General features: G+C 71.3%; 16 protein-coding genes and 1 tRNA gene. 2 read left to right on the top strand and 15 right to left on the bottom strand.

Annotation, left to right across the window (positions count from 1 at the left end; all coding sequences use genetic code 11):
- Window positions 1-13: 13 nt before the first annotated feature.
- The 3 genes from IEY87_RS43155 to IEY87_RS43145 form a co-directional block, all read right to left on the bottom strand.
- Window positions 14-952 carry a GNAT family N-acetyltransferase gene (locus IEY87_RS43155; protein WP_189144697.1) on the bottom strand — a complete coding sequence of 313 codons (939 nt, stop codon included), beginning with the start codon at window positions 950-952 and terminating at the stop codon, window positions 14-16.
- Between the two features lie 116 nt (window positions 953-1,068).
- On the bottom strand, window positions 1,069-1,857 hold the full coding sequence (locus tag IEY87_RS43150) for a GNAT family N-acetyltransferase (RefSeq protein WP_225278220.1): 789 nt from the start codon (window positions 1,855-1,857) through the stop codon (window positions 1,069-1,071).
- Window positions 1,858-1,870: 13 nt separating this feature from the next.
- Window positions 1,871-2,800 carry an MBL fold metallo-hydrolase gene (locus IEY87_RS43145; RefSeq protein WP_189144695.1) on the bottom strand — a complete coding sequence of 310 codons (930 nt, stop codon included), beginning with the start codon at window positions 2,798-2,800 and terminating at the stop codon, window positions 1,871-1,873.
- A 145-nt stretch (window positions 2,801-2,945) separates the two neighbouring features.
- Between IEY87_RS43145 and IEY87_RS43140 the strand changes: the two genes are divergently transcribed.
- Window positions 2,946-3,458, top strand: a complete 513-nt coding sequence (locus IEY87_RS43140) for a P-loop nucleotide/nucleoside kinase family protein (RefSeq protein WP_189144694.1) — start codon at window positions 2,946-2,948, stop codon at window positions 3,456-3,458.
- 44 nt (window positions 3,459-3,502) lie between these two features.
- Here the strand turns inward: IEY87_RS43140 and IEY87_RS43135 are convergent.
- The 4 genes from IEY87_RS43135 to nadD form a co-directional block, all read right to left on the bottom strand.
- A tRNA-Ala gene (locus IEY87_RS43135) sits at window positions 3,503-3,575 on the bottom strand.
- Between the two features lie 110 nt (window positions 3,576-3,685).
- Window positions 3,686-4,321 (bottom strand): histidine phosphatase family protein, encoded by a 636-nt coding sequence (locus IEY87_RS43130; protein WP_189144693.1) that lies wholly within the window; start codon window positions 4,319-4,321, stop codon window positions 3,686-3,688.
- The gene (rsfS, locus tag IEY87_RS43125) at window positions 4,318-4,713 is read right to left on the bottom strand and encodes a ribosome silencing factor (protein ID WP_189144692.1); all 396 of its coding nucleotides are present in this window, start codon (window positions 4,711-4,713) and stop codon (window positions 4,318-4,320) included. Before rsfS ends, IEY87_RS43130 begins: the two co-directional genes overlap by 4 nt.
- Window positions 4,714-4,803: 90 nt before the next feature.
- Complete coding sequence (gene nadD / locus IEY87_RS43120) at window positions 4,804-5,421, bottom strand: nicotinate-nucleotide adenylyltransferase (RefSeq protein WP_189144691.1); 618 nt, start codon at window positions 5,419-5,421, stop codon at window positions 4,804-4,806.
- Window positions 5,422-5,508: 87 nt separating this feature from the next.
- Between nadD and IEY87_RS43115 the strand changes: the two genes are divergently transcribed.
- Entirely contained in the window at window positions 5,509-6,537 is a 1,029-nt protein-coding gene (locus IEY87_RS43115; protein WP_372462299.1) for a M48 family metallopeptidase, read from the top strand.
- Between the two features lie 85 nt (window positions 6,538-6,622).
- On the opposite strand, the gene IEY87_RS43110 is transcribed toward IEY87_RS43115, so the two are convergent.
- The 8 genes from IEY87_RS43110 to IEY87_RS43075 form a co-directional block, all read right to left on the bottom strand.
- The gene (locus tag IEY87_RS43110) at window positions 6,623-8,542 is read right to left on the bottom strand and encodes a serine/threonine protein kinase (RefSeq protein WP_189144689.1); all 1,920 of its coding nucleotides are present in this window, start codon (window positions 8,540-8,542) and stop codon (window positions 6,623-6,625) included.
- A 173-nt stretch (window positions 8,543-8,715) separates the two neighbouring features.
- A complete protein-coding gene (locus tag IEY87_RS43105) occupies window positions 8,716-9,996 on the bottom strand; it encodes a glutamate-5-semialdehyde dehydrogenase (RefSeq protein ID WP_189144688.1) in 1,281 nt (426 codons plus the stop codon).
- Window positions 9,997-10,104: 108 nt separating this feature from the next.
- Entirely contained in the window at window positions 10,105-11,412 is a 1,308-nt protein-coding gene (gene iscB, locus IEY87_RS43100) for an RNA-guided endonuclease IscB (RefSeq protein WP_225278219.1), read from the bottom strand.
- 391 nt (window positions 11,413-11,803) lie between these two features.
- Window positions 11,804-12,922, bottom strand: a complete 1,119-nt coding sequence (proB, locus tag IEY87_RS43095) for a glutamate 5-kinase (protein WP_372462298.1) — start codon at window positions 12,920-12,922, stop codon at window positions 11,804-11,806.
- A gap of 194 nt (window positions 12,923-13,116) precedes the next feature.
- On the bottom strand, window positions 13,117-14,469 hold the full coding sequence (gene obgE / locus IEY87_RS43090) for a GTPase ObgE (RefSeq protein WP_189144685.1): 1,353 nt from the start codon (window positions 14,467-14,469) through the stop codon (window positions 13,117-13,119).
- Between the two features lie 166 nt (window positions 14,470-14,635).
- Window positions 14,636-14,893 (bottom strand): 50S ribosomal protein L27, encoded by a 258-nt coding sequence (gene rpmA, locus IEY87_RS43085; protein WP_189144684.1) that lies wholly within the window; start codon window positions 14,891-14,893, stop codon window positions 14,636-14,638.
- A 15-nt stretch (window positions 14,894-14,908) separates the two neighbouring features.
- The gene (gene rplU / locus IEY87_RS43080; RefSeq protein WP_189144683.1) at window positions 14,909-15,211 is read right to left on the bottom strand and encodes a 50S ribosomal protein L21; all 303 of its coding nucleotides are present in this window, start codon (window positions 15,209-15,211) and stop codon (window positions 14,909-14,911) included.
- 224 nt (window positions 15,212-15,435) lie between these two features.
- A complete protein-coding gene (locus tag IEY87_RS43075) occupies window positions 15,436-18,513 on the bottom strand; it encodes a ribonuclease E/G (protein ID WP_308113018.1) in 3,078 nt (1,025 codons plus the stop codon).
- Window positions 18,514-18,586 lie beyond the last annotated feature (73 nt).

Genomic DNA, 18,586 nt, shown 5'->3' with positions numbered 1-18,586 from the left:
CCCGCCGAACGGGTCACCCCGTCCCACGGGTCATGACGTGGAACCGCCGGGTGACCTCGTACCCGGCCTGGCGGTAGAGGTGACCTGCCGGGCTCGCCTCGTCCCCCCACAGGAACCACGCGGTACGCAGCCCTTCGGCGCGCATCCTGGCCATGGTCAGATGGAGCAGGATCTTGCCGAGCCCGGTGCCCCGCTCCTTCACATCCACCCCGAACGGCCCGAACCTCTCCCCGACCCCCTGATAAGCCCCGAATACCGCGAACCCCACTATGTGATCTTTTTTCGCGATAACCATCCGCTGAGGGTCGGCGTGCCGCCTGATCGCCTCACCCCAGTCGGGGTTGAAGGCCCTGGCCGCGAACCCGATGAGCTCCGGCAGCTCACCGTCCGTCGGCGGGCGGAAGACGTACCCCTCGCTCTCCCGCGCGGCCCGCAGCCGCAGCACCTCGCCGGGCGTCACCTGGCCGACCAGCGTGCGGCCCATGGCGACCGGCGAGGAGCGGATCTCGAAACCGAGCCCCCGCAGCAGCCCGAACCCGCCGGGATAAAGCTCCACATCCACCCCGGGCAGCACATAGTGGGGCGTGTACGAGGCGAAGTCGACGCGCGTCCTGCCCCGCTCGCGCAGGAAGTCCAGCGCCTCGCCGAGGAGCCGCCGGCCCAGGCCACGCCCCCGCCGCTCCGGCACGACGAAGAAGAACGGGATCCACCCCGTCTCCGGCTCCAGATCGGTCCCCGGCCCCGGCGGAACCAGCCTGCGAACCCCGTACGCGCATCCCACCACCCGGCCGTCCACCACCGCGACCCGCAGCCCCTCGGGGTCGAAGTTGGGATCGAGCAGCACGCACTCGCGCACCCACCCAGCAGTCGTGGGGTCCCCCGGCATGCTCCGGTTCCACGCATCCACCAGCCCGAGCTCATCCCCCGCCACGAACGCCCGCACCGCCGCCATCCCCGATTCCTCCCCCCAAGCCTCCAGCCACCCTCCCGACCCTCACCCACCACGGTCAAGCCATGAGAGACAACAATTTTCTCCGTACGCTCACATACCGAAACTTTCTTTCATCGTCACCCACGGAGCTTGACGCTGACCTGGCCGCCCACCTCGTCGAAGCCGAGCGCCCGAGCCACCCGGCGGGACGCCTCCGGCCGGGCCCGCCACTGCGGAAGCAGCCCGCGCTCCAACGCGTCCGCGACCGCCGCGGAGGCCACGACCTTGGCCAGACCTTCGCCGCGACGGCCTGCGGCGGTGAGCACCGACACGTGGGCCGCCGTGTCCAACCACGGCCGATATCCGGCCACGGCGACCACCTCCAGCCCCTCGCGCACCACGAACGCGTCCGAAACGATCTCCCTGAGCCCGCTCTCGCCGGCCTCCGCCGGATCCGACGCGTCCAGCAGCTCCCGCACGCGCACATCCCCCGACGGAAGCCGCTCGACAGCGGCACCCCCATGGACGGCAACGAACCCGGCGGCGTCGACGTACGCCAGCGACGCAGGCCCAAGAACGTCCTCCACGGCCAGCGCCCGCGGCAACCCCCAAAGATCGCCTAGACCGATCAGCCATCGCGGCGCCCCGTCGCGGCCCTCAGAGCCGGTCAGCCCTGGCGGCGCCCCGCCGTGGTCGCCGAGGCCGTGGTCGCCGAGGCCGGTCAGCGCGGCCCGCAGCGGGGCGGCCGAGTCCTCGTCGGGCACCGTCGCGAGCACCGCCCCGCCGATCGCGACGACTCCCGCCCATCCGTCAGGGCACAGCCGCGATTCGGGGGAGACGACCACCCGTGCCTGCCCCGGCTCGGGAAACCCTCCCGGAACCTGGGCCAGATCCACCCACAGTCGGCGGGCGCGGTCGAGAAGCATCTGAGACATCCCCTTAGACCCCGGTCCGCATCGGCCCGCCGTTGTACGTCATGGCGTCCAGGAAGGCGGTGATGAGATCCACCTCGGTCCCTGCGGCGTCCGCGTACGCCCGGTGCAGGTTGAGCACCACCCTCTCGGCGTCCGCCCACTGCGCGAACTCCCCGAGGTCGGCCCCCTGCGCCGCCTCCAGCGGCGTGCGCCCCTCCTGCCGCCCCCTGCCCGCGACCTCGGCCAGGAACCGGTAGTAGCGCTCATGCGCCGCCAGCACGCCGGGCAGGGAACCCGCGTCCGCCAGCGGCCCATGACCGGGGACGACATGCTCGGGCTCGAAGGCCGCCAGCCAGTCCAGCGACCGCAGCGCCCCTTCCACCGACCCCATCAACAGCATCGGGGTCAGCCCGTGGAACAGCAGGTCACCGGTGAACAGCACACGCTCCTCCGGCAGCCACGCCACCACGTCCCCCGGCGTGTGCGCGGTATGCCCGGGATGCCGCAGCTCGATCCGCCGCCCGCCGGTGAAGAGCGTCAACTCCGACGAGAAGACCACCGACGGGGTACGGCGTGTCACGTTCCCCCAGTCGGGCACCGGCTCCCAGACCGGCGGGCACCCGTCGATCAAGGGGTCGACGAGCAGCGCCTCCCGCATCGCCGTATGCCCGAAGATGACCGTCTCGTCGGGCAGCAGGCTGTTGCCGTAGGTGTGGTCGCCGTGCTGGTGGGTGTTCACCGCCATCCGCACCGGCGCGCCGCCGGTGGCCGCCGCGACCGCCCCCAGGAACCTGCGGGTACGCGGCTCGGTCGCGCAGGTGTCGACCAGCACCGTCCCCTCGTCGCCGGTCACCACCCCGGCGTTGTTGACCCACCAGGTGCCGTCCGGCTGCACCCACGCGTACACCCCGGGCGTGATCTCGTGCAGTCCCGCCTCATCCGGCTGATTCCCCATCACTGTTTCCTCCCCCAGGCTTCGCGCATGTCAGCACCCGTGACATGAGCGGAAGAATCACGATCTTTCAAGATCTAACACCAGAGCAGTTGGGCCACGCGCCAGAACGCCGCAAGCCGCTCCGGGGCATGGCAGGGTGGCGGTCATGTTGATCGTGATGAGCGGCCTGCCGGGCGCGGGCAAGAGCACGGTGGCCGAGGAGCTCGGCCGCCGGATCCCCGCGCCGGTGCTGTCGGTCGACCCGGTCGAGGCCGCGATGTGGCGCGCGGGGATCGACCGCGACCAGCCGACCGGTCTGGCGGCCTACGTCGTGGTGGAGGCGCTCGCCGCCGGGATCCTCGCGCTCGGCCAGCGGGTGATCGTGGACGCGGTGAACGACGCCGAACCGGCCCGCGAGCAGTGGCGGGCCCTGGCCCGGCGCAGCGGTGCCGCGCTGCGCCTGATCGAGGTGACCTGCTCCGATCCGGACACGCACCGGCGACGGCTGGCGGGCCGCCACCGCGACCTCGACGGCTTCCCGGAGCCGACCTGGGACTCGGCGCAGGCCCGCCGCGCCGCCTTCACGAACTGGCGCGAGGACCGCCTGGTCCTGGACTCCGTAGCCTCGCCGGCGGACAACGTACGCACCGCCCTGTCGCACCTGGGACTCGAACGCTGACACACGAAAGGCCTGTGGACACCGCCCACAGGCCTTCTCAGGGGTGGAGCTATGGGGATTCGAACCCCAGACCTCCTCCATGCCATGGAGGCGCGCTACCAACTGCGCCATAGCCCCTGGTCGCCGCGTCGAGCAAGCTCTTCGCGGCGCTCGGAGAGCATATAGCCATCCACGGGATTCGCCTAATCAGCCCGTACGGCGCGGGCCGTACGGGCTGATCGGGACCTTCACTGCCGCCCTTCGGCGTCAGGACTGTCGTCGCCGCTGATCGGCTCGGGCAGGGTGCCGGCGTTGTGCTCCAGCAGCCGCCACCCTCGCCGTCCCTGCTCCAGCACGGACCACGAGCAGTTGCTGAGCCCGCCGATGGCGGACCACGACTCCTGCGGCAGGCCGAGCAGCTCGCAGATGCCCAGCCGCAGCGCCGCGCCGTGGGAGGCGACGACCAGCAGCCCGTCATCGTCGAGCTTGGCCGCCCAGCGGCGCATGGCCGCGGCCACCCGGGCCGCCACCTCCGTCACGGGCTCGCCGTCAGGCGCCTCCCAGGCGACGTACTCCTGGGGCCAGCGCTCGGCGATCTCCCCGCGGGTGAGGCCCTCCCACTGCCCGCCGCCGCGCTCGCGGAAGTCCTTGTCCACCGCCACGTCGAGCCCGGCGAGGCGGCCGAGCGCCAGGGCGGTGTCATTGGCCCGCTGGAGGTCGGAGGAGACGATGAGGGTGGGCCGCAGCGCGGCGAGCAGCGAGGCCGCCCTCGCCGCCTGGGCGATGCCCGTCTCGTTGAGCTGGATGTCGGAGTGGCCCTGGAAGCGCTGCTCGACGTTCCACAGGGTCTGCCCGTGTCTCAGGCAGACGATCCGCTTGCTCAAGTGCGGGCCCTCTGGATGTTGGCCTGCATGATGCTCTCCGGCAGACCGATCGCCGGGCAGTCCTTCCAGAGCCGCTCCAGCGCGTAGAAGGTGCGGTCTTCCTCATGCTGGACGTGCACGACGATGTCGATGTAGTCGAGGAGCACCCAACGGCCTTCGCGCTCGCCCTCCCGGCGTACCGGCTTGGCGTCCGCCTCGGTGCGCAGCCGGTCTTCGATCTCGTCGACGATGGCGCGGACCTGACGATCGTTGGTTGCGGAGCAGAGCAGGAAAGCGTCGGTGATGACGAGCTGCTCGCTGACGTCGTAGGCGAGGATGTCGTCGGCCAGCTTGTCCGCCGCGGCCTCTGCGGCGATTCTTACGAGCTGGACGGCTCTGTCGGTTGCTGTCACGATGCGGGTCGGTCCTCCTGTGTCGACAACATTCCCTCATGTTGAGGGTACCCGTTACGGCCGTGACGGCCCACGTGTGACGTGATCGGTTCAGCCATGGGCGTGATACAGCCCGCGTTTGTTGATGTACTGCACGATTCCGTCGGGCACGAGGTACCAGATGGGCTCCCCTTCCTCCACCCGCTGCCGGCACTCCGAGGAGGAGATGGCCAGCGCGGGGATCTCCAGCAACGTCACCTTGCCCTCGGGCAGCCCCGGGTCGTGCAGCGTGTGACCGGGCCGGGTACAGCCGACGAAGTGCGCGAGCTCGAACAGCTCATCGGCGTTCTGCCAGTCGAGAATGGCGCCGAGGGCGTCCGCTCCGGTGATGAAGTACAGCTCCGCGTCGGGACCGTACTTCTGCGAGATGTCGCGCAGCGTGTCGATGGTGAAGGTCGGCCCCGGACGGTCCACGTCCACCCGGCTGACGGAGAAGCGGGGGTTGGACGCGGTGGCGATCACGGTCATCAGATAACGGTCCTCGGGCGCGGAGACCTCGCGCTCCGCCTTCTGGTACGGCCGGCCCGTGGGGACGAAGACGACCTCGTCGAGCTCGAAGTGGTGCGCCACCTCGCTGGCGGCGACCAGGTGGCCATGATGGATGGGATCGAAGGTGCCTCCCATCACTCCCACACGTCGCTTCCCCTGGTTACCAGGCGCGTTCATCATGAAACGGACCTTAGTCGGACGCCTTATCACAACATGAGGTGACCCCCCTCGGTGATGGCCGCGCATCACTCCCGTTGCGGACGTAGCATGCCGGGCATGACGACCACCCCGGACCGCAACCGCGTCCAATTGCCCGGCATCTCGTCCCGTGCCTACGAACACCCCGCAGACCGGTCGGCCCTGGTCGCTCTGCGGAAGTTGAGCGGGTTCGACACGGTTCTCAAGCAAATGTCCGGCCTCATCAGCGAGCGCCGCCTGCGCCTGATGTACCTCGCGTCGGCCGTGCGGGTGAGCGAGACCCAGTTCCGCTCCCTCTACGACATGGGCCGCGACGCCGCCTACACCCTTGACCTGCACCGCATTCCCGAGATCTACGTCCAGCAGGACCCGCAGGTCCAGGCCAAGGCCATCGGCTTCGACGACCCGTTCATCGTCGTGACCACCGGCCTGCTCAACCTCATGAACGAGGAGGAGCAGCGTTTCGTCATCGGACACGAGACCTCGCACATCCTGTCGGGCCACGCCGTCTACCGGACGATGCTCGACATCCTCACCCGCCTGGCCTCCCGCGTGGCCTGGATCCCGCTCGGCTACATCGGCCTGCGCGCCATCGTGGCCGGCCTGGAGGAGTGGTACCGCAAGTCGGAGCTCTCCTCCGACCGCGGCGGCCTGCTCACCGGCCAGGACCCCGAGGCGGCCAAGCGCGCGCTGATGAAGCTCGCCGGCGGCGACTACACCCACGAGATGAACATCGAGGCCTTCCTCGCCCAGTACCAGGAGTACGACACCGCGGGCGACCTGCGCGACGGCTTCCTCAAGGTGCTCAACCTGCTCGGCACCACCCACCCGTTCGCCGTGGTGCGCGTGGCCGAGCTGGACAAGTGGCAGCGCAGCGGCGAGTACGAGCGCATCATCGGCGGCGACTACCCGCGCCGGGAGGACGACGCCAACGCCAGGGTCACCGAGGAGATGAAGGCGGCCGCCGATTCCTACCGCAGGTCCTGGTCGGAGTCCCAGGACCCGTTCATCGGCGTACTGCGTGACGTGGCCGAAGGCGCCGTCGGCGCGGGCGAGCGCATCTTCAACAGGTTCGCGCGCCGCGACGGCCAGAGCTGACGGGCGACCACACCCCACGCGACGGCCGGCTGACCGACAGAACCCGCACCCGGCGCGACAGCCGCCGGGTCAGAACAGCAAAGGCTCAGAGCAGCAGGGCGATCGCGCGCACGGCAGCCGCGCACAGGGCGACGAAGCCGCCCAGCACGGCCAGTGCGCGCAGCCCTTCCCTGCGCAGCTCCGGCATCCGGGCGCCGATCCGCTCGATCTCCCGGCCGGTGATGCCGCCGCAGAGCATGCCGAACACCACGCCCGCCACGGTGACCGGCGCGGGCTGCTGCCACCACAGCGAGTCGATCACGCCGCCGCCGGTGACCCAGAGCGCGCCGCCCGCCGCCACGGCGACGGGCGCACCGGGCCACACGACCGCCGTCGTGCCCGCGCCCACCAGCGCGAACGGGAACAGCAGCACCCGCAACGTCACCTGTACCCGCCGCGAGGTGCGCTTCCTGACCATCCAGTGGCCCATCCAGAGGGTCCTGGTCAGCACCACGAACACGGCGGTGATGCCGATGGAGGCGATCGGCCACATCACCGAGGCCACCACACACGGCACGGCCAGCACGGCGAGCAGCACCAGCGCCGTGTTGCCGGCCGGCAGGGTGGTGGCCTCGGACCTGAGCCGGGCCTCGCGGGCGGCCGTCTGGGTCCTGGTGCGGGCCCGTACGGCCGTCTGAGCGCCCTCCCGGACGCGGCTGCGCACCGCGGCACCCCTGCCGTCACTGCCCAGCCGGCTCCGCACCCCTGTCTTGCCGTCATCCCCGGCCCGCCCCCGAGACGACGGCACCTTGCCATCGTCCCCACGCACCCGGGACGACGGCGCCTTCCCGTCCCCCCGGGGAGACGGAACCTTTCCCTCGTCACCGCGCCCCCGGGCCTTCACATCCTCACCACGACCCCGGGCCTTCACCTCATCACCACGGCCCCGGGGCGTCAGCCCCTTCCCATCGTCGCCACGACCCCGCGCCGTCCCCTCCTCCACGCCACGGCCCCGCGGCGACGGCACCTTCCCGTCAGTGGCCGCGCGGGCGGTGGCCGTACGGGGGCGAGGTGAGGGCACCTTGCCGTCGGCGCGCGGCCGAGGTGTCGCGGGCTCCTCGCCGGCGCGACCGCGCGGCGGCACGGACTTGGCGTCCTCTCCGGTACGGCCCCGCGCCTCCTCCTCTGCGGGCCCGGACCGGCCCCCGGGCTCGGCCTCGGTGGCGCTGGCGCTGGTCGCCTTGGCCAGCCGGGCCAGCCGGTCGGCCAGCAGCGCCGCGGTGGGCCGCTTGCCCGGCTCGCGGTTGAGCGCCGCCCGCACCAGCGGCAGCAGCGCCACCGGCACGCCCTTGAGGTCGGCGTGGCCGTTCAGCACCGCGTACATCTGCGCTTCGGGCGTGCCGCGCCCGAACGTCGGCCGCCCGGTGGCCGCGAACGCCACCGTCGCCGCCCAGGCGTGCACGTCGGCGGGCGACTCCACCTGCTCGTCGGCGAAGATCTCCGGCGCGGTGTAGCCGGGCGTGCCGAGGAAGGTGCCGGTCATGGTGAGCCGGGTGGCGTCGATCACCTGGGCGATGCCGAAGTCGATGAGCACCGGGCCGTCGTTGCCCATGAGGATGTTGCCGGGCTTGAGGTCGCGGTGCACGATCCCGGCCGCGTGGATGATGGCGAGCGCGGTGGCGATGCCATGCGCGAGATCGACGAGCTGCGACAGGTCGAGCGACCCCTGCTTGCGTACGAGGTCCAGCAGCGTGGCACCCTCGATGTGCTCCATGACCAGGTAGGGGCGGGCACACGACAGGTCGGCGTCGAGGACCTTCGCCACGTACGGGCTCTCGACCCTGCGCAGTGCGCGGACCTCGCGTTCGAGCCTGATGCGTGAGGATTCGTCCTCGTTGAGATCGTGCAGCACCTTGAGTGCGACACGCTCACCACGGCGAGCGCTCGCGAGGTAGACCTCGCCCATGCCGCCGCGGCCAAGCCGCTCCAGCAGGGTGTAAGGCCCGACCTTGCCGAGCTTGCTCACCGTCCCTCCCCGCTCGGCGCGCCCATAAGGGACACAACCCTAGCGCCGCGACGGTCAAAGACGTCGGCGGCGCGCCGAAGGTCCGGCCGCGAAGGTGGGAACCCTTCGCCGGCAGGCTGTCGAGCCCTGCTCCCGCCCCAGCCGCCTACGGCCCTGCCCCCTGTCCGATCCGGTCAGCTGCCCGACCCGGCGATGACCGTGCCCTCTGAGGTGCGCAGGTGGCCCTCGCCGGTGTAGACCCACTTGGTGGAGGTCAGCTCCGGCAGGCCCAGCGGGCCGCGCGCGTGCAGCTTCTGGGTGGAGATGCCGATCTCCGCGCCGAAGCCGAACTCGCCGCCGTCGGTGAACCGGGTCGAGGCGTTGACCGCGACCGCCGCCGAGTCCACCAGCGCCACGAACCTGCGGGCCGCCTGCTGGGAGCGGGTGACGATCGCCTCGGTGTGGCCGGAGCCGTAGCGCCTGATGTGCGCCACGGCCTCCTCCAGCGAGCCGACCACCGCGGCGGCGATGTCGTAGGAGAGATATTCGGCGAAGAAGTCCTCCTCGGTGGCCGGCACCACCTCCCCGTGACGAGCGATCGCCTCGTCACCGTGCACCGTCACACCCGCCGCCCTGAGCGCCTCCAGCGCTTTCGGTACGAACTCCGCCGCCACATCGGCGTGCACCAGGAACGTCTCAGCCGCATTGCACACCGAGGGCCGCTGCGCCTTGGCGTTGACCAGGATCTCCACGGCCAGCTCCTGGTCGGCCGCGGCGTCGATGTAGACGTGGCAGTTGCCGACGCCGGTCTCGATCACCGGCACGGTCGACTCCTCGACCACCGAGTTGATCAACGACGCGCCGCCACGCGGGATCAGCACGTCGACCAGCCCGCGAGCGCGCATCAACTCCTTGACCGAGTCCCGGGTGAGGCCCGGCACGAGCTGCACGGCCCCGGCCGGGACCTCGGTGCCCGCCAGCGCCTCCTGCATGACCTTCACCAGCGTGGTGTTGGAGGAGTAGGCGCTGGATGAGCCCCGCAGCAACGCCGCGTTGCCGCTCTTGAGGCAGAGCGCGGCGGCGTCGACGGTGACGTTGGGGCGGCCTTCGAAGATGATGCCGATGACGCCCATCGGCACCCTGAGCTGGCGCAGCTCCAGCCCGTTGGGCAGTGTGGAGCCGCGCACCACCTCGCCCACCGGGTCGGGCAGGTCGGCCACCTGCCGCACCGCCTCGGCGATGGCGGCGATCCGGGCCTCGTCCAGCCGGAGCCGGTCCACCATGGCCTCGGCGGTGCCCTGCGCCCTGGCCTGCTCGACGTCCTTGGCGTTGGCCTCGACGATCTCGGCGGTGTGCGCGACCAGAGCATCGGCGATGGCACGCAACGCCCGGTCCTTGGGCGCCCGCGGCAGCGGGGCCAGCTCGGCGGCAGCCTCCCGCGCGGCATGGGCGACCCGTAGGAACTCTGTTGTCATCAGGTACCTCCCTGGAGACTCCGGCGTTCAGGCTGGAGAGGAAACGGACTCCTGCGGGGCAGGGTAGGGGTAGGCGATTGGCCGTTAGGAGAACCGCCGTCGAAACGGTCAGATGAGCGCATCGGGTTCTCCTCGAGTGGTGTAGGCGTAACCGTCGCCGCGTTGTAGCCGTCGGACGTGTCGGTGTCCGATGCCCTGCACGGTCCCGGCCGCGGTGGTGATGTTGAAGCTGCCGCTGGTGCGGACCGCGACCCGCCCGGTCCAGGTCCCGGTTTTCTTGCCTGCCGGGACGATGGCGCGGACCAGGTCGCCGGTGGCGAATCCGCGGATCTGTTTGACGCGCGGCAGTCTCAGTCGGGGGAAGCCGAAGGCGTTGGTACGGGTCCGGCAGTAGGAGCCCCGGCCTGTCGCGGCGGCGACCAGCACGGTGGCGGGCCGGCCGGTCACCTGGTCGAGCACTCCTACGTGCAGCGCGTCCAGGGTGTGTGACTTGGTGGCGCCGGTCCGTGACCGGTTCCATTTGGTGCGCCCGCCGGAGGCGGTGTGGACGGGCAGGCCGGTGGCGGCCAGGGCCCGCCACAGCGCCCACCGGGTGGCGTTGACCGCCGCCGCGTCCCGCAGCGGGGCCTTGGCCTGGGCCAGTACCCGCGCCAGGACCTTCGGCCGCCCGGCCAGGAAAACCTCCACCGGCATGCTGCTCTTGGCCTGGTTGCAACTGATGCAGGCCACGACCAGGTTGCTGACGCGGTCCGGCCCGCCCCGGCTGCGGGGGTGGATGTGATCGATGTTCAGTGGCACGCCGCTGGCGGCGCAGTAGGCGCAGGCCCGGCCCCACTTGGCCAGCAGGAACTCGCGCACCTCATATCCGGCCAGGGTGCCCTGCTGATACTCGGCGCCTGCCAGTGGGCGGCCGGCGGACATGGCGTGGGTGTCGAACGCGACCCGCTCCACGTGCACCGCCCGCACCGGCGCCCATCGGGTCAGCCGGTCCACCCAGGACATGGTGGTGTCCACCCGGTGCCGCAGCGACGGCGCCAGCCACCCTCGCGGCCGGGTTCGGTTGCGGAAACGTGGCGCCCGGTGGCGCAGGTTCGCCGACCTGCGGCGTCGCCGGTATCCGGCGCGGGCGGCCATGCTGTCGCGGATGCGCCCGCCCCGGTGGTCGAGTTGCACCGCCACCAGCCCGGTCCGGGTGCCCTTGTCGTTGGTGAAGACGGCGATGCCGGTGTGCTTGCTGCCGGGGTCGAGGCCGACCTCGACGCCGGGTACCGCGCTGGAGCCGGCGCCCCGGTCTTTCAGCCGGACGACCAGAGGGGTGCGGCGGTGAATGACCGCCCGGCCCGAGGCCAGCAGTTTGCGCGCCATCGCCGGGCGGGCGGGTTGAAGCGGGATGCCGTGCCTGTCGAGCACGAACACGCGCGGTTGGTATGCCCCAAGTGCGGCGGGAATGCCGCAGCCTCCCTCGACGTCGTGCGACGCCTCGGGGTAACGCCCACCGCCTGGTACGGTACGGCGGGTCTCCCCTCGCCCATGTTCCACGCCGGATACCCCATCGCGGGGGCGCCGGTGTCCCGTTTCGTCCCGACCCGGGTTGTCTGCTGACACCGATTCCAGAGCGGCAGGCTGAGGAAGCACCTGCCGGTGGGTCTGCTGTCCTACGTGAAACGTAGCCATCAAGGATGCACCTCCTGTTCGTGATGGCTCGGGCTGGTCAATACGAGCTCAAAGCACCTAGCGGTCCCTCAAGCTCCGGCCTTCAGACCGGGGTCGTTGACGCCTTCACTCCGCGTGTACTCGTCGTCGGACCTCAGCTGGTGGACTCCAGTATGACGATGTCGTCACGGTGAATCAGCTCGCGTTCATATTCCGGACCGAGGGTGACGGCCAGCTCTTTGGTGGAGCGCCCGAGCAGCTCGGGGATCTCGCCGGCGTCGAAGTTGACCAGTCCGCGCGCCAGCACCCGGCCGCGCGGCCCGCACAGGTCGACCGGGTCGCCCGCGGCGAACTCGCCCTCGACCGAGGTGACCCCGGCGGGCAGCAGCGACTTGCGCCGGGTGACGACGGCCTCGACCGCGCCCGCGTCGAGATGCAGCCGCCCGCGCCCGGTGGCCGCGTGGGCCAGCCACAGCAGCCGGGTGCCCGGATGGCGGCCACCCGGGTGGAAGAAGGTGCCGACGTCGGCGCCGGCCAGCGCCTGGGCGGCGTGCGCGGCTGCGGTCAGCACCACCGGCACGCCCGCGCCGGTGGCGATCTTGGCCGCCTGCACCTTGGTGATCATGCCGCCGGTGCCGACCCGGCCGCCGCTCCTGCCGAGCTCGACACCCACCAGGTCCTCCGGCCCGCGGATCTCCGCCAGCCGGCGCGACCCGGCACGGCTCGGCGGGCCGTCGTACAGCGCGTCCACGTCGGAGAGCAGGACCAGCGCGTCGGCCCTGATGAGGTGCGTGACCAGGGCGGCCAGCCGGTCGTTGTCGCCGAAGCGGATCTCGTCGGTGGCGACGGTGTCGTTCTCGTTGACGATCGGCACGATGTCGAGATCCAGCAGCCGGTCCAGGGTCCGCTGGGCGTTGGCGTGGTGGGCCCGCCGCATCATGTCGTCGGCGGTCAGCAGCACCTGTCCGACGCGCAGGCCGTACCGCGCGAAGGAGGAGGTGTAGCGGGCGACCAGCACGCCCTGGCCGACCGACGCGGCGGCCTGCTGCGTGGCGAGGTCGCGAGGTCGCGAGGCCAGTCCGAGCGGGCCGAGACCCGCCGCGATCGCCCCGGACGAGACCAGCACGATCTGCGTGCCCGCGCGGCGGCGGGTCGCGAGCACGTCCACGAGCGCGTCGACCCGGTCCACGTCGATCGTGCCCGCGGGCGTGGTGAGCGAGGACGATCCGACCTTGACGACGACCTTGGACGCTGAGCTGAGCTGTTCACGCACGTCCAAACCCTATCCGAGGCTGTCCCACACCCACGCGCCAGCAGCCACCCGCGCGATGGTCGGCCGGCAGCCGGCACACCAGCCGCTGCCGGCGGCCGTCACACCAGCCGCTGCCGGCGGCCGTCACATCAGCCGCTCTCGGCCTGGCTCACCGTCCGCCGGTACACCTGCCGTTCACCGCCCGCCGGCGGCCGTCACATCAGCCGGTTGTCGGAGCCGCGCGGTCCCTGCCGCACCGCCTCGGCATTGAGGGTGGGCTGCCAGTCGAAGACGTACCCGCCCTCCATCGGCCCGATCACGACCTCCGCCCCGGCGGTGGCGCCGGCCTTGACCAGCTCCTGCTCCACGCCGAGCCGCTCCAGCCGGTCGGCGAGATAGCCCACGGCCTCGTCGTTGGTGAAGTCGGTCTGCCTGATCCACCGCTCCGGCTTCTCGCCGGTCACCTGGAACATGCCGTCGTTCACCCGGCGCACCCGGAATCCGGCCTCGCCGAGCTGCTTGGGCCTGATGACCAGCCGCGTCGGCTCCTCGACCGGCCGGTTGGCGCGGGCCGCGGTCACCCACTCCCCCATCGCGAAGGTCAGCTCGCGCAGCCCGTCGTGGGTGGCGGCGGACACGGTGAAGACCCGCAGCCCCCGCGCCTCGAACTCGGGGCGCACCAGCTCGGCCAGCTCGCGGGCGTCGGGCACGTCCGACTTGTTCAGCACGACCATGCGCGGGCGGCCTTCGAGCTTGCCATAGGCGTGCAGCTCGGCCTCGATCACCTCGTAGTCGGTGACGGGGTCGCGCCCCGGCTCCATGGTGGCGCAGTCGATGACGTGCACGAGCATGTCGCACCGCTCGACGTGGCGCAGGAACTCGTGGCCCAGTCCCTTGCCCTCGGAGGCGCCCGGGATCAGCCCCGGCACGTCGGCGACGGTGAAGATGTCCTCGCCCGCCGTCACCACGCCCAGGTTGGGGATCAGGGTGGTGAACGGGTAATCGGCGATCTTGGGCTTGGCCGCGCTCAGCGCCGCGATCAGCGACGACTTGCCCGCACTCGGGAAGCCGACCAGCGCCACGTCGGCGACGCTCTTGAGCTCCAGCATGACGTCCAGCTCGTCACCGGGCTCGCCGAGCAGCGCGAACCCGGGTGCCTTCCGCTTGGCGCTGGCCAGCGCGGCGTTGCCGAGCCCCCCGTGGCCCCCCTGCGCGATCACGTAACGCGTCCCCACGCCCACCAGGTCGACCAGCACCTCGCCGGTCTGGGCGTCCTTGACGACGGTCCCGCTGGGCACCGGCAGGATCACGTCCCCGCCGTTGGCCCCGTCCCGGTTGGAGCCCTGGCCCTGCTTGCCCTTGTCGGCCTTGCGGTGCGGGCGGTAGTGGTATTCGAGCAGGGTGGCGGTGTTGGGATCCACTTCGAGGATCACGTCGCCGCCGCGCCCGCCGTCGCCGCCGTCGGGGCCGCCCAGCGGCTTGAACTTCTCCCGGTGCACGGAGGCGCAGCCGTTCCCCCCGTCACCGGCCCTGACATGCAGGATCACCTGGTCCACGAAGTCCGGCATTTCCGCTTCTCCTCCATCGGCCCCTGGGGGCGCCTCATGCGACCTCGCCAACGGCGGGTCCTGCCTCAAGCAGAGGCGCGGCACCGGTCACGGCGCCGCGCCCCAAACAGCGAAAGGGTGGATCGGCAGGCGATCCACCCTTTCTACAACCCGCGACGCGGCGTATTTACTCCGCGACGGGGACGATGCTCACGGCGCGACGACCGCGCTTGGTGCCGAACTGCACGTGGCCCGCGGACAGCGCGAACAGCGTGTCATCGCCACCACGGCCGACGTTGTCGCCGGGGTGGAAGTGGGTGCCACGCTGACGGACGATGATCTCGCCCGCGTTGACCAGCTGGCCGCCGAAGCGCTTGACGCCCAGGCGCTGAGCGTTGGAGTCGCGGCCGTTCCGGGTGGACGACGCGCCCTTCTTGTGTGCCATCTCTCTAGCTCCCGATCAGGCCTGGTCGATACCGGTGATCTTCACCTGGGTGTACCGCTGACGGTGCCCCTGGCGCTTCTTGTAACCGGTCTTGTTCTTGTACTTGAGGATGCGGATCTTGGGGCCCTTGGTCTCACCGAGGATCTCGGCGCTGACCATGAACTTGCCCGCCTCCGTGGTGACATCGCCGTCGTTGACGACGAGCACCGTCGGCAGCGAAACCGAAGAGCCGACATCGCCGGCGACCTTGTCCACTTCGAGGACGTCACCGACGGAGACCTTCTGCTGCCTGCCGCCGCAACGAACGATCGCGTACACCGCGGAACCCTTCTACTGACTCACTGTTGCGAACACCGGCCATCCCATGCGGAATGGCCGTTGACTCCGAATGCTGCGCCCGTCATTCGGCTCATCTGGAACCGACGAACCGTGGGGCGCGCCAACAGGGCACGTCACCCGACGCACCGGTTGTCTAGGGTACCGGATTAACGGCGCCCTAGGCGAACCGGACGATTCATCGGACAGTCCACCGAGCAGCGCTGCTACTCGCCGGACCTGGCTCGGCGGGAGCGTCGCCGCCCCCTGCCGGATGTCTGGCCGGCCTGGTCGTCCTCAGCCGGGACGTCTTCAAGCGCATCGGTCACGGTATCACGACCTGCGGAGTCCTTGGCCGCGGAGACCTTCTCCGAGACCGCCTTCTCCACCGCCATCTTGCCCTGGGTGCCACGCGGCTCGGGCTTGTGCTCGACCGGCTCCGTGGAGACGATCAGGCCACGCCCGTTGCAGCAGTCACATGGCGTCGAGAACGCCTCCAGGAGGCCCTGACCGACCCGCTTACGCGTCATCTGGACCAGACCCAGCGACGTCACCTCGGCCACCTGGTGCTTGGTCCTGTCGCGCGCCAGGCACTCCAGCATCCGCCGCAGCACCAGATCGCGGTTGGACTCCAGCACCATGTCGATGAAGTCGATGACGATGATGCCGCCGATGTCGCGCAACCTGAGCTGGCGGACGATCTCCTCGGCCGCCTCCAGGTTGTTGCGGGTGACGGTCTCCTCCAGGTTGCCGCCCTGGCCGGTGAACTTGCCGGTGTTGACGTCGACGACGGTCATCGCCTCGGTCCGGTCGATCACCAGGGAGCCGCCGCTCGGCAGCCACACCTTGCGCTCCATCGCCTTGCCGAGCTGCTCGTCGATCCGGTACGACTCGAACACGTCGCCCTGCTCGCCGTCCCACTTCGACAGCCGCTCGCCCAGGTGCGGCGCGACGTACTGGACGTACTCGTCGACCGTCTCCCAGGCGTCCTCGCCCTGGACGACCAGCGAGGTGAAGTCCTCGTTGAAGACGTCACGGACGACCCGGACGGTCAGGTCCGGCTCGGCCGACAGGAGCTCGGGCGGGCTGGCGTTCTTGGCCTTCTTCTGGATGGCCTCCCACTGCGCCGACAGGCGGGCCACGTCGCGGGCCAGCTCCTCCTCCGAGGCGCCCTCCGCCGCCGTGCGGACGATCACGCCGGCGTTCTCGGGCATGACCTTCTTCAGGATGCTCTTGAGCCGGGTGCGCTCCTTGTCGGGCAGCTTGCGGCTGATCCCGGTCATCGAGCCGTCGGGCACGTAGACCAGGTAGCGGCCGGGCAGGCTGATCTGCGAGGTCAGGCGGGCGCCCTTGTGACCGATCGGGTCCTTGGTGACCTGCACCAGCACCGACTGGCCGGACTTCAGCGCCGACTCGATGCGCTTGGGCTGGCCTTCCATGCCGGCGGTGTCGAAGTTGACCTCACCGGCGTAGAGGACGGCGTTGCGGCCCTTGCCGATGTCGACGAAGGCGGCCTCCATCGACGGCAGCACGTTCTGGACCTTGCCCAGATAGACGTTGCCGACGTAGGACTGGCTGGCCTCCCGGTTGACGTAGTGCTCGACGAGCACGCCGTCCTCCAGCACCGCGATCTGCGTGCGGTCGCCCGTACGGCGCACCACCATCATCCGGTCGACGGACTCCCGGCGGGCCAGGAACTCCGACTCGGTGATGATCGGCGGACGCCTGCGGCCCAGCTCGCGGCCCTCGCGGCGGCGCTGCTTCTTGGCCTCCAGCCGGGTGGAGCCGCGCACGCTCGTCACACCGTCGGTGGCCACGTCCTGCGAGGCGGCGCGTCCCGAGCGAGGCGCGCGGATGCGCACGACCGTGTTGGGCGGGTCGTCCCCAGCGGGCTCGGCGACCTCCTCGTCGGAGCCACGCCTGCGCCTGCGGCGACGGCGACGGGAGCCGGTGCCCTCTTCCTGGGACTCCTCGGGCTGCTCCTCCTCGCCCTCCTCTTCGCCGTCCTCGGCGTCCTCGCCGTCGTCCTCGGCATCATCACGCTCACGCGACTTGCCACGGCCCCGGCCGCCCCTGCGGCGACGCCGGCGGCGGCTGCCGCCCTCATCGTCCTGCTCGTCGGAGCCGTCGAGGTCGCTCTCGTCCTCGGCGCCGGCCTCCTCGGCCGTCTCCACGCTCACCTCGGCGACCGGCTCCAGCTGCGCCTGGGGCTGCGGCTCCGGGCGCACCGGCTTGGCCTGCGTCGGGTCGGGCGCCTGGAACAGCGGCGCGAAGATGGCCGCGGGCCGCTGGAAGGCCGTCCCCGGCTGGTCCTGCCTGCGCACGGTCAGCCCGAACGGGTCGGACAGCAGATTCGGCTTGTCCTCCTCGTCCAGGTCCTCCCCGGCGGGCTCGTCGTCGAGCGGCTCGTCCTCGGGCAGAATCTCCAGAATGTCCTCGTCGGCGTCAGCTCCGCCGGCTCGCCGCGCGGCCGCCTCACCGACACCGGCAGCAGCCTGCGCCGCCACCGCTTCATCAGCCGGTACGGTCCCGGCACGCGCCGCACTCGCCCCGCCGGTCCCGGCACGCTCGGCGCCCGCCAGGTCCGCCTCGGCGGAATCGGCCGACAGGCGCGTCGCGTCCAGTTCGGCCTCCGGCTTCTTCCGGGTGCGGCGCCGCCTGGCGGGGGCCTCCTCAGCGGCCTGCTCGCCACCCTCGACGGCGCCGGCGTCCGCCGGGCTCTCCGCCACGCCGGCGGCCTGCGCGGCGCTGTCCGCGCCACTGAGGGCGTCCTGCGCCCCGGCGGCGCCGTCCGCAGCGGCCTCCTCGACCTTCTTGCTGGTACGGCGGCGCGTCGTGGTCACGGTCGACCGGGTCCGCGCGCCCCGCTTGGGCTTGTCCGCCTCCACCGCAGCGGCCACGGCCTCCTCGACCGGGCTGACCACCGCCTCAGCGGAAACGTCGGACGCCTGCGGCTCAGTGGCGGACATACCTACAGCGGCGGGCGTACCCACAGCGGTGGACGTACCGGAAAGTCCGGACGCACCTGCAGCGGACGTACCGGACGTGCTCGCGGGGGGCTCGTCGGGTGTGCCGGCGGCGCGCTGCGCCGCCGCCGTGCTGGGCACGGACCGTCCCTCGGTCACCGAGGGGGCGGCCTGTGCGGCGAGGGCGGTGGCCGGCGCCGAAACCGGCTGCTCGGGCAGCTCGGGTGGCGGACCGGCCGGTCGGCTGGCCGCTCGGCGGCGCCTGGTCACCGTGGTCTGTTCTGTTGTCTCCCCGTCGGGGCCAATGGCCCCGGCGTTGGGCTCGTTCTCGTCGAGCATGCGGGCGCTCTCCCGTCAGCCCCCGGGCGCGTCGCCGCGCCGCGCAGGAGCCATCGTGTCTCGTTGTCCGCCA

The organism is Nonomuraea glycinis (genome assembly GCF_014646515.1).
Taxonomy (GTDB): domain Bacteria; phylum Actinomycetota; class Actinomycetes; order Streptosporangiales; family Streptosporangiaceae; genus Nonomuraea; species Nonomuraea glycinis.
Note: the sequence above shows the minus strand (reverse complement) of the source record. Positions and strands in the feature narration are given on the sequence as shown.